The 11728-nt window shown below is 59.0% G+C and carries 9 protein-coding genes; 3 read left to right on the top strand and 6 right to left on the bottom strand.

What is annotated here, in order from left to right; translation table 11 throughout:
- The first annotated feature begins 13 nt into the window (after nt 1-13).
- Nucleotides 14-949, top strand: coding sequence for a dimethylarginine dimethylaminohydrolase family protein (locus AC1DNI_RS13980; RefSeq protein WP_477692274.1), 936 nt, complete (start codon nt 14-16; stop codon nt 947-949).
- Here AC1DNI_RS13980 and AC1DNI_RS13975 read toward each other — a convergent pair whose 3' ends face one another.
- The 6 genes from AC1DNI_RS13975 to AC1DNI_RS13950 all read right to left on the bottom strand — a co-directional run bounded on the left by AC1DNI_RS13975 (nt 950) and on the right by AC1DNI_RS13950 (nt 6773).
- Nucleotides 950-1723, bottom strand: a complete 774-nt coding sequence (locus tag AC1DNI_RS13975) for a phosphodiesterase (RefSeq protein WP_477692273.1) — start codon at nt 1721-1723, stop codon at nt 950-952.
- Nucleotides 1720-2787: a LacI family DNA-binding transcriptional regulator gene (locus tag AC1DNI_RS13970; protein WP_477692272.1), complete on the bottom strand. Its 1068-nt coding sequence runs from the start codon at nt 2785-2787 to the stop codon at nt 1720-1722. The genes AC1DNI_RS13975 and AC1DNI_RS13970 overlap by 4 nt, the downstream gene beginning before the upstream one ends.
- A gap of 2 nt (nt 2788-2789) precedes the next feature.
- Nucleotides 2790-3602, bottom strand: coding sequence for an ABC transporter permease (locus AC1DNI_RS13965; protein WP_477692271.1), 813 nt, complete (start codon nt 3600-3602; stop codon nt 2790-2792).
- Nucleotides 3599-4420, bottom strand: a complete 822-nt coding sequence (locus AC1DNI_RS13960; RefSeq protein WP_477692270.1) for an ABC transporter permease — start codon at nt 4418-4420, stop codon at nt 3599-3601. The genes AC1DNI_RS13965 and AC1DNI_RS13960 overlap by 4 nt, the downstream gene beginning before the upstream one ends.
- Nucleotides 4421-4471: 51 nt before the next feature.
- Nucleotides 4472-5608: an ABC transporter substrate-binding protein gene (locus tag AC1DNI_RS13955; protein WP_477692269.1), complete on the bottom strand. Its 1137-nt coding sequence runs from the start codon at nt 5606-5608 to the stop codon at nt 4472-4474.
- An 85-nt stretch (nt 5609-5693) separates the two neighbouring features.
- Nucleotides 5694-6773 (bottom strand): ABC transporter ATP-binding protein, encoded by a 1080-nt coding sequence (locus AC1DNI_RS13950; protein WP_477692268.1) that lies wholly within the window; start codon nt 6771-6773, stop codon nt 5694-5696.
- A gap of 341 nt (nt 6774-7114) precedes the next feature.
- Between AC1DNI_RS13950 and AC1DNI_RS13945 the strand changes: the two genes are divergently transcribed.
- Nucleotides 7115-8365, top strand: a complete 1251-nt coding sequence (locus tag AC1DNI_RS13945; protein WP_477692267.1) for an efflux RND transporter periplasmic adaptor subunit — start codon at nt 7115-7117, stop codon at nt 8363-8365.
- Nucleotides 8362-11475, top strand: a complete 3114-nt coding sequence (locus AC1DNI_RS13940; protein WP_477692266.1) for an efflux RND transporter permease subunit — start codon at nt 8362-8364, stop codon at nt 11473-11475. The genes AC1DNI_RS13945 and AC1DNI_RS13940 overlap by 4 nt, the downstream gene beginning before the upstream one ends.
- Nucleotides 11476-11728 lie beyond the last annotated feature (253 nt).

Raw genomic sequence — 11728 nt, 5'->3', positions numbered from 1 at the left:
GAGGAGAATTGTCATGACACGGCACGAAGAGGACCTTGCAAGCGAACGTTTCACATTGAAACGCCGCAACTCCAATGGCGGGACCAGGCCGCTTTCAGGCTGGGGATTTCGCAACGAGACCGATCCGCTGACCGACGTTCTCCTCGGCTCACCGGCGTTCCTGCGGCACATGGCGACAAGCTCCCTGTCGCGCAAGCATTTGCGTGAAGCGCCGTGCAACATCCAGGCGGCGCAGGCGCAGCACAAGGAACTGGTTTCCGCTTATGAACATTTCGGCGTCAAGATCCATTGGCACGAGCCGGAGCCGGAACTGCCTATGCAGGTCTATTCGCGCGATTCCAGCGTGATGACCCCTTACGGCGCGATCATCACGGCAATGGCCAACTGGTGGCGTCGCGGCGAAAACTATGCGGCGATCCGCACCTATGAACGGCTCGGCATCCCAATCTACGATATGGTGACGGCAGGGACGTTCGAGGGCGGCGATTTCAACGTGATCGAGGAGGGCTGCGTGCTCATCGGCTGCGGCGGTGCACGAACCCAGGAAGAGGGCGCCCGACAGGTCGAAGAATGGTTCCGCAAGGAAGGCTGGGAAACCCGCCTTGCTTTCATCGACGAATATTACGTCCATATCGACCTTATGGTCGTGCCGATCGCGCCGAAATTGACGGCCGTCTGCCTTGCCTGCACGGAGCCCGGCATCGTCGACTGGCTGAAGGCAAAGGGGCACGAAATCATCGACGTTCCGTTCCAGGATACAATGAACCTCGGCTGCAACTTCATGTCGCTCGGCAACGACCGGGTTATAGCGCCATCGTCGAGCAAGACGCTCATCGACAAGCTCAAGGCGACAGGATTCGAAGTCGCCTCGGTCGATATGAGCGAGATCTCCAAGACCGGCGGTGGCATCCATTGCATGGCGCAGGCGCTGGTGCGACAAGCGGCCTGATCAGTAATAGGCGGCGGTCCTGTCGAGAAAATCGTGGAAATGCACCATCACCCCGTTTGCGTCGATGAAGATCACGGCGTAGGCAGGCGGTTCGTGCGTGTTGGCGATGCGGTCTGGCGAAAAATCGAGCGCCGACTGATGGTTGGTGCCGCGCAGGACGCTGACCGGAATGCCGCGCCAGCTCCCCGCGATCGGGCGATGCGCGTGTCCGGCAAAGATGTGCCGGACATTGCCATGCTCGCGCAGCAGCGGATAGAGCGCCTCAGCTTCGATGATGCCCATGCGGTCGAGCAAGGGCATGTGTATCGGAAACGGCGGATGATGCGAGAACAGGAAGACAGGGCGATCTGACGCTTCGTCCAGACGGTCGCGAAGCCAGGCAAGCCGCGCCTCGTCAAGTCGGCCTTCCGGCCGGCCGGGAAGCAGCGTATCGAGCAGTATGAGGCGCCCCTCGCGCGTATCTTCGATACCTTGTACGAAACCCCCATGTGTTGCGGCCTTGTCGAAGACACGCAGGAAGTTCTCGCGGTTATCATGGTTGCCGAGCATCAACCGGTAAGTCGGGACCAGTTCGCGCAAAGCACCCGCCAAAGCCCTGTAAGTTATCTCTTCCCCGGTCTCACTGAGGTCGCCGGTGAATATCACCAGTTCGGCATCGGAATGGTTGCGGTTGATATCCGCGACACATGCCTCGAGCCGGGCCAGAGGATCGAGGCCGCACAGGGTTTCCCCCGGCGTTACCAGGTGGAGGTCGGTTACCTGCAATATCTTCATCGGATTCGCTCGTGTTCGGACCTGGATTTGGCGGTTGCGTTACGGGTGCTGCCGCGCAGGACAAGTTCAGTTGTGAGCCGGTCGTGTGCCGGCCGACGGTCGGGTTCCGACTCCCGTTGATCGAGAAGCGCTACCGCATGGGCGGCCATCACGGTGGCATCCTGCCGGAAGGTGGTGAGATTGAAGGAGTCCCATTGCGCTTCGGGAATGTCGTCGAAGCCGATCACCGACACATCGCCGGGTATTGTGAGGTCCGTATGATGGGTGATGTAGTCAATAAGCCCGAAAGCAACGAGATCGTTGACGCAGAAAACAGCATCTGGTCGCTTCGCGCCGGAGAACAACTGCTGGGCAGCCTCTTGGCCGCCGGAATAGTTGGAGTTGCTGCCATTGCCGATCATTACCTCGGCGCCGCGCAATTCTCCTTCGTGTCGAAATCCGTGCTCGCGTTCGATGGTGGTCGGCGTGCGCGACATCGCACCGGCGAAGCCCAGCCGTTTTGCACCACCGGCTAGGAAAAACCGGGCAGCTTCGCGTCCCGCGCCCTCATTGTCGATGTTGACGTCGTCGGCTCCCGTTTCTGAACGTCCGAGCACAATGAGCGGTTGTCCATTGCGGCGGGCAAGATCAACGAAGGATGAGGGCGGGGACCCGGACAGAATGATCGTCGCCTCGGCACGGTAGCCAAACAGCGTCTTCTGGGCGGCGACAAGTTCTTCTTCGGTATTGCCGGTATTGATGACGATCGGAACGCTGCCGCGCTGAATCAGTGCCTTGGTAAGGGCCGCAACAAGGTGGGAGCGATAGCCAAGCTCGGGGTTGGTGACGACAAGGCCGACAAGCCGGCTCTTGCGCGCCAGCAGACCGCGGGCGAGGTCATTGACCTGGTAGCCGAGTGCTTCGGCGGCCTCCATGATTTTTTCACGTTTCTTGGCGGAAACACTGGCCCCAGGCGTAAAGGCGCGCGACACCGCCGAGCGCGAGACTCCGGCATACTTGGCCACCTGCAGCGCACTGACGAACTGCTTGTCATCCTTCGACGTTTTCTTGTCCTTGGATTTCATTTCTAATGTCCGACCTTGGATAGTACGTCCGCCCGCAAGAATCGCTCCACAACCAGCATGAAGCCTATCGACGGCACGAGCAACAGAAGAGCGGTGATGGATGCAATCTGGTAATTGCCGCCGGCGCCCGCCGTATAGAGCAGCAACGGCAAGGTGTTCACATCCGGCGCGCCGACGAAGTAGCTGCCGGTGAATTCGTCGAGCGATTCCAGAAAAACGAAGATGGCACTGGCGAGGAGGCCGGGAGCCGCGAGCGGCAATGTTACATCGCGAAACGCGCGCAAAGGGCCGGCGCCGATCGAGCGCGCTGCCTCCTCAAGATCGACGTCAACTGCTGCGAAGGCCGCCGTTGCAATCCATACCGCATAGACCAGCCCATGTGTCACATGGACGAGCACGACGCCGGTGATCGTACCGTTGAGGCCGATTTCATAGAAGAAGCGGGCAATGTTCACATAAACAGGCAGGTTGGGAAATGCCTGCGGTATCAGGAATGCCAACAGGATCAGCCCGCGGAAGGGCAGCTTAAGGCGTGACAGCGCATAGCCCGCCGGGATAGCAAGGACCAGCGATACGAGGACGGTGAGCGATGCGATAAGGATGCTGGTCGCGAGCGAGGACATGGCGTTGCCGCGCGACGAGAATACCCGTTGCCAGAAGCTGAACCCATATTCGAGCGGGAGCATATGCGGGAAATACCATTTTTCGGCGACTGTCCAGAGGACGAGATTGGTAAGGGGGCCGAAGATGATGAAGGCGATGAGGCCGAGAGCAACGGCGCGCGGCAGCCACCAGAGATCGAAGCGAGCCGTCATGACTGCTCCTTCACCGAATGACGCAGATAAATGAGGGCAACACCCGCCGTCAGCAACAGTGATATCATCCCGAGCGCATTGGCGACGCCGTAGTCGCCATGGGCATTGATGCGGAAAGCGATATCCGCCGTCAGCATGGTCGGCGACTGGGCGTTTATCATCAAGGGCACCGAAAGCACCGACATCATCGTCACGAATGACAGGATCAGGCCGACGAGCAGTGTGCCGGCAACCTGCGGCAGCACGATTTCTATGAGAATGCGCAAACGCGATGCACCGAGATTGCGCGCCGCCTCGATGGTGCTGCGGTCGAGCGAGGCCATCGCGCCCGCAAGGAGGAGCGTCACGAAGGGCGTCTGCTTCCAGACGAAAGCGATAACGATGCCGCGCCAGTCGAGAAATCCGGTTGTTTGCAGAGGTGTCAGTATGCCGAGACTGACCAGGACATTGTTCATCAACCCGTTCTTGGCGAGAAAGGTGCGCATGACCTGGCCGACGACGATGAACGGGATGAACATGGGCCAGCGATAAAGCCAGCGCAGCACCGCCACGGCGCGTGGATTTTCGCCGAGGGTGAGGTAGCCGCCAATGGCAATGGCAATGATGCCGATAAGGGCCGTCGAAATCGCGACGATGACGAGCGTGAAGATCATGTCGCTCGAATAAAGATCGAAGGATTTGGCGAAATTATCCAGGCCGAACCGGTCGCCGACCTCGAATGCGCCGATGATGGATGCCGCGAGTGGCACGATGAAAAACAGAAGGATCATCGCCAGGGCGGGCAGGACGAGCAGGAGGGCTAGAAGACGTTTGGGCATGAACTGGTCCGGATGAGGAGTGGCCGCCGGGGTGCCGGCGGCCAGTTGCTATCAGTTGGCGACGTTCTTCTCATAGGCTTCGAGAATGGCCTTGTTATAAGGCGCGATCGGGAAGGGCTTGCCCTTGCTGGCGAGGTCATTAGGCGTGATATCGACGAAGAGCTTGTCCCAGCTCGCCTTGTCCAGTTCTGGCTGCACGAATTTCGCGTCAATGCCCGGATACCAGTTGAAGCGCTTGACGATGCCATCGGCCTGCACTTTCGGGCTGGTTGCCAGTGCAACGAACTTCTCGGCGAGTTCCGTATTCGGGCTCTTGGCGGGAATGACATAGTGCATGGGCTGGCCCGGCATGCCCGGCGCAGGCAGGATCAGTTTCATTTCCGGCGGAAGCTTGCCGTCCGCTTTCCACGAATAGAACATATCGACCCAGACCGGACCCATGGCGATTTCGCCGCGGCTCAGCATGTCGAGTGTCCCGGCATTGCCAGGCGTGAGCGTCGCGTTGGTGGTAAAATCCTTGAGGCTGGCGAAAGCCTTGTCCCACTTTTTGGTTTCGGCTTCCTCGAAGGGTCCGTTCATCAGCTTTGTCGCATCGCCATCGCCGAAAGCATAGATCCAGCCCATGACGAAGCTGACGCCCGAAGCGCCGCCCTTGATGCCGTTATAGCCGAACTGCTTCGGATTTTCCTTGGCCCAGCTTACGAGCTCCTGATAGCTCTTCGGCGGATTGGGCACGGTGGCCGGATTGTAGGCGATGGCGGTCTGGCTCGAGAACATGGGCATGACATAGCCATCGACATTGGCGCCGAGCGCAAGCTTCGCCTTTTCGCTCGTCACCATCTCACCGGACGGAATCTTGGATTTGTAGGCTTCAAGGTAGCCGTCAGCGACGAGGGGTCCGGCGAATTTTTCGTGGACGACAGCGACGTCCACATCCCACTTGTCTGCGTTGGCTTTCGCCTGCGCGTCGAAGCGCTCGACGATCTTCTGCGAACCGGCATCGCCTGGGCCCGTTCCGACAACGCGCACCTTCGCGCCGGGATTTTCCTTCTCGAAGAGCGGAGCAAGGTAATCATTCACATAATCGACCATGTTCTGGTCGCCTGCGGTCACGACAGTAAGATCCGCGGCGGCCGCCGGTGTTGTGGCGAGGCCGAGGATGATCGAAGCTTGAAGAAGATGTTTCATTCCGTAACTCCCTGAGCAAGATTTGGTTATCAACTCTATTCCCTGGCGCACTTCGGTATGGCGCCAAAACTCCGTGCGAACGCCATCACGCGTTGAAGATGAAGAGCGAACTCTCCGGCACATGTACCTTCACTGTTTCGCCCTGATCGAAGGGCTCGTCAGCGTCGACGAGAATCTCCTGGTTGACGAGATGCACGGCATGGCGCCAATGTCCGCCTGGATAGGTGACGCTCGCCACCTGGCCGTGCAACTCGAGGGCGCCAGCTGCAGGCGTTGTCTTCTCGCCGTTGCGGACGAGGCTCGCCGCCTCGGCGCGAAAACGAAGTTCAACCGGCCCGCTTGTGACGTCCCGGCCCCCACGTCCTGTCACGGTCGGTGGGCTCATCGCGCTCTCCATCAGCTCGATATGTTCGCCGCTCACCCTTGCCTGCATTGTCAGAAGGTTTTCGGCGCCCATGAAGGCGGCAACGAAGGGTGAAGCCGGCTTGTTGTAGACGTCTTCGGGCGTTCCCTGCTGTTCGATGCGCCCCGCGTTCATGATGACGATGCGATCGGCCATGACCATGGCCTCTTCCCGATCATGGGTGACATGAATGGCAGTGATGCCGAGCCGCTTCTGCAGCGAGCGAATTTCATGGCGCACTGTCAGCCGGATCCGCGCATCGAGGTTTGACAAAGGCTCATCGAGGAGCAGGATTTCCGGATCGATGGCCAAGGCGCGACCGAGCGCCACGCGTTGGCGCTGACCGCCTGAAAGCTGGCCGGGTTTGCGACCGCCAAGGCCGCCAAGACCAAGCAGCACCTGCATTTCGGTCACACGCTTTTCTATCTCACCACGCGAGCGCCCCTGCAGCTTCAGTCCGTAGCCGATGTTCTGCGCGACCGTCATGTGCGGCCACAGCGCGTAGGATTGAAAGACGAGAGCCATGCCGCGTTTGTCCGGAGGCAATTGCGTTACGTCGCGTCCGGCGACCGAGACTGCTCCGGCCGAGGGTTTGGCAAAGCCGGCGATTGTTCTTAAGAGTGTCGTCTTCCCGCAGCCGGACGATCCGAGAAGCGCCACGAATTCGCCCTTGCCGATCGATAGGTCAAGATCGGTCAGGACGGTTGTCCCGCCATAGCCTACACTGAGATTCTCGACCTTGAGAAAAGCCTGCCCGTTCATTTTCTTCCCCGTATTGCACAGCTGCGCAATTATTTTCCTTGTACTGTCTTTTTATAACAGTCCCGTGACAAGCGAAAAATTCAGTGAAGCGTTTTTCGCCTGCGGGCAGCCATGACGTGGCAGGTTCGTCCAACCCTTCGCAACCTGCGTTAAATCGTAACAATTGCGTGACCGACAGTTGATGGCTGGCCCGCGCCCCGCGAAAAACCCAATTGCCGCCTATAGGTGGGACGTGAAACGAAGCCGTGCACCTTATGAATATTACAAAACTATAATTTGTAATGGGCTGCCGGAGGGGTAGTTCTGACATGTTCGATAGAGTTCGAGAAAGAGAACACCTCATGAAGCGTATAGGCCTTGTGATCGCAATTCCGGTCATGATCGGCGTCGGCTATTTTCTCGCCTATCCCGAACTCTCGCTTCGTGCCTCTGCACCGGACAAGGGTGCAATGCCGACAGGCTCGCTCTCCGCAAGCGGGGGCAATGCACAGGCGCAGACAAAGAAGCGCAATGCCATCGTGCCACTCGTCGTGGTTGCCGAGGCGAAGAAAGAGGACGTTCCGGTTACGAAAACAGTCGTCGGGTCGATCGAGCCCATTGAGACCGTCGCGGTTCGCCCGCAGATCGATGGCGTCGTCGTCGAAAAGCACGTCATCGATGGCCAGATGATCAAAGCCGGCGACGTGCTGTTCAAACTGGACGATCGAGCCCTCAATGCAACGCTTTCCAAGGACCAATCCTTGCTGGCGAAGGATGAAGCGAGCCTCGTGTCGGCCAAACTCGATCTTTCGGGTGCGCAGGATCTTGCCAAGCAACGTGTGGGAACGGACCAGCAGGCCTACCAGGCGGATGCCGCGGTAAAGGTCATCGAGGCGACGATCGATATGGACAAGGCGCAAATCGCGGCGGATCAGGTCCAACTCTCTTATACGACGATCAAGGCTCCCATCGACGGCCGCGTCGGGGTCGTCAATACCTCCATCGGCAATCTGGTGCGCACCGCCGATACGACGAACCTTTTGACGATCACCCGCATGGCTCCGCTGCGCGTCGCGTTCACGCTTGCCGAAAGCGATTTGCCGGCGTTGCGGGCGGCGGTCGCCAGTCATCCGGCGTCCGTCCAGATCAAGCTTCCCGGCAGCAATGATGTTATCGCGACCGGGACGCTCAACTTCATCGATTCCAGCGTCGATACCGCCTCCGGCACCATCGTCCTCAAGGCCGATATTGCCAATGAGGATGGAGCGCTTTGGCCCGGGCAATATGTGAAAACCGTTGTCGATCTCAGTCTGCAGAAGGATGCGACGACTGTTCCCCTTATCGCCGTGCAGCAGGGCAATAGCGGCTCATTTGTCTTCCTTGTCCATCCCGACAAGAAAGTGGCTATGCAGAACGTGACGCTCGCCAATACCGTCGGCGAAACCGCTGTCATCGCATCGGGCATCCAGCCCGGCGATCAGGTCGTGGTTGACGGTCAATTGCACCTCCAGGACGGGGCGACTGTGCAAACGACGACGAAGGAAGCGCAGGCGGCCCCCGTGACAGACCCTGGCAATGACAACAAGGCGCTGCCCGTCGAGGCCGCCCAATGAACCTTTCGGCACTCTTCATCCGGCGGCCGATTGCGACGATATTATTATCCGTCGCACTCGCAGCTTCGGGGATATTTGCCTATAAGTTCCTCCCGGTTGCGGCGCTGCCGCAGGTCGATTTTCCCATCGTAACGGTTTCGGCGAAACTGCCTGGTGCATCGCCCGATACGATGGCCAACGCGGTCGCAACGCCGCTCATCAAGCAGTTTTCGACGATCCAGGCCATTTCGACGATCAGTTCGACAAGCACGCTCGGCTCGACCCAGATCACGCTCGAATTCGATCTCAACCGCGACATCGACCAGGCCGCGGCCGATGTCGAAGCGGCGATCGCCAGTACGCTGCGCCGCCTGCCGCCGAATATGACGACCCCGCCGAGCTACCGGAAGACCAATCCCGCCGATGCACCGGTGGTTCTCGTCGCGCTGCAGAGCGACACGATGCAGCTTTCGAAACTCGACGACTACGCCGAAAATGTCATGTCGCCGGCGTTCTCGACAATCAGCGGTGTTGGCGAAGTCCAGGTCCTGGGGACCAAGCAATATGCGGTGCGCGTAGAAGTCGATCCCAATGCGGCAACGGCGCGCGGCATCGGCCTCGACGAATTGACCACCGCGGTGGCGGCGAAAAACTCAATTGCTCCGGTCGGCACCATATCGAGCCCGACGCAGCAGATGGCGATCCAGGCCAATACCCAAGCGGAAAACGCTGATACTTTCCGTCAGATCATCGTTGCCGCGCCCAACGGGAAGATGGTGCGGCTCGGCGATGTTGCGCGCGTCATCGATTCAGTCGCGACGACCCAGACCGAAAGCCGCTATGACGGCAAGCCGTCGCTGGTGCTGGCCGTGTTCCGGCAGCCCGGCGCCAATACGGTAGACGTGGTGAACCGCGTGCGCGAAATCCTGCCGCAGTTCGAAAAGGATCTCGGCCCATCGGCCGGCATTCATATCGTCAACGACCGTTCGGCATCCATCCGCCAGGCCGTCTCCGATGTGCAGTTCACTCTGCTTCTGACGATTGCCCTGGTCATACTGGTGATCTTCGTCTTCTTGCGCCGGCTCTCCGCGACGCTGATACCGGTCGTCGCGGTTCCCCTGTCGCTTATCGCCACGCTCGGGGCGATGTATGTCCTCGGCTTTTCTATCGACAATATTTCGCTTCTGGGTCTGACACTTTCGGTGGGTCTCGTCGTCGACGACGCCATCGTCATGCTCGAAAACATAACCCGGCATATCGAAGAGGGGATGCCCCCATTCGAAGCGGCGCTGAAGGGCAGCGAGGAGATCGGCTTTACCATTATTTCGATCACTACTTCGCTGGTAGCTGTGTTCATTCCCATCCTTTTGATGGGCGGCGTCGTCGGACGCATATTCAATGAATTCGCGGTCGTCGTCACAGTTGCGATCTGCGCCTCGGCTCTTATATCGCTCACGCTGACGCCGATGCTCTGCAGTCATTTGCGCGGCCACCAGAACGAGACGGAAAAGAAGAAGCCACCCCTGACCGAACGCGTATTCGACGCTGTTCAGGGAGGTTATGGGCGCCTGCTCGACATTTGCCTGCGTGCCCGTCCAGTCATCCTTGTCGTTTTCCTTCTGACCGTGGTCGCTACAGTCTATCTCTTTTCGACGATCAACAAGGGCTTCCTTCCGACCGAAGATATCGGACAATTATCCATCTCGACGGAAGCACGGCAGGACATCTCTTATGATGCGATGGTGGCACTGCAAAAGCAGGTGGCGAGTACCGTATCCGGCCGTCCCTATGTTGCCCATGTGGTTTCCAGCGTAGGCGGCGGTTTCAACTCCGCAAGCCTCAATCAAGGGCGGCTGTTCGTGGAGCTGAAGCCGAAGTCCGAACGGATGCCGTTGGAAGAACTTCTGCGTGACCTGCGGCAGACACTGGCAAAAATTCCGGGCATTACCAGCTATCCCGTCGCCGTTCAGAACCTGCGTATTGGCGGCGTATCCTCGAATGCACAGTATCAATATGTACTGCAGAGTGTCAGTTCGACGGATCTCTATCCCTGGTCGCAAAAAATGCTGCTCGCCATGCAGCAGGAGCGGCAGACATTCGTGGATGTGTCGAGCAATCTGCAGAACAATGCCCTACAGGCCAACCTCGTCATCGATCACGACAAGGCACAATTGCTCGGCATCAATTCGGACCAGCTTCGTAATACGCTTTATTACGCGTTCGGCACGAACCAGGCATCGACCATCTTCGCCACAGGCGACAGCTACGAGGTCATCGTCGAGCTTGACCCCGATATTCCGTGGACAGCAGACAAGCTCGACCAGATGCAGATCCGCTCGACCACGACCAACAAGCTCATTCCGCTTTCTGCCTTCGCCCGGGTGGAGCGCACCACGGGTCTCCTTGCAGTCAACCAGCTCGGCCAGCTCCCCGCAGTCACGATCTCGTTCAACCTGCCGCAGGGCGTGTCGCTCGGTCAGGCGATACAGGAACTCGACACGCTGAAGACGCAGCTCGGCGTGCCAACGACGATAACCTCCACCTTCACGGGAACGGCCCAGGTATTCGAGCAATCGCTGGCAAATCAGGGCTTGCTTGTCGGCGCGGCGATTTTGACGATTTATATCGTGCTGGGAATTCTCTACGAGAGCTTCGTTCACCCGCTGACCATCTTGACCGGACTGCCCGCTGCTGCCGCCGGCGCGCTGGCCACTCTCGAGCTCTTCGGCTACGACCTCAGCGTCATCGCCATCATCGGCATCCTGATGCTGATCGGTATCGTCAAGAAAAATGCCATCATGATGATCGACTTCGCGCTGGTCCGGCAAAGGGCGGGCGAAACGTCGCTTGATGCCATCCGCGAAGCGTGCCTTGTCCGTTTCCGGCCTATCATGATGACGACGCTTGCTGCATTGATGGGCACAATTCCAATCGCGATCGGTGCAGGCGCAAGTTCCGAGTTGCGTCAGCCGCTCGGTGTCGCGGTCGTCGGCGGACTCATCGTTTCCCAGATACTTACGCTGTTCATCACGCCGGTAATCTTCCTCTATATGGAAGACCTGTCGCGGCTTCTCGGCAAGGCCGCAAAGCGGCTGTCGCGTAGCGCCCATATTCCCGAGGCCGCAGAGTAACGTCCCCGCAACCTGCTCAAAACATAGGCAAATCGCCGCCCTTACGTGTCGAATTTTTGAGCGTAGGCCGATATATATGTCATCGGCGAAAGGGCATCGGGTCGTCGGCGGGCGTGAGCCGTTCAAACGAAACCGGCGATTCCTCGATTTTGCCCGGCGCCCCACACCCATCGCGTCAGTTGGCACACAAATTGCTTTAATGAAATCATCCAGCAAGTCGCGCCCAAATCAACGAGACGCTTGCGGCAGGATC

Source organism: Phyllobacterium sp. 01N428 (assembly GCF_056399405.1).
Note: the sequence above shows the minus strand (reverse complement) of the source record. Positions and strands in the feature narration are given on the sequence as shown.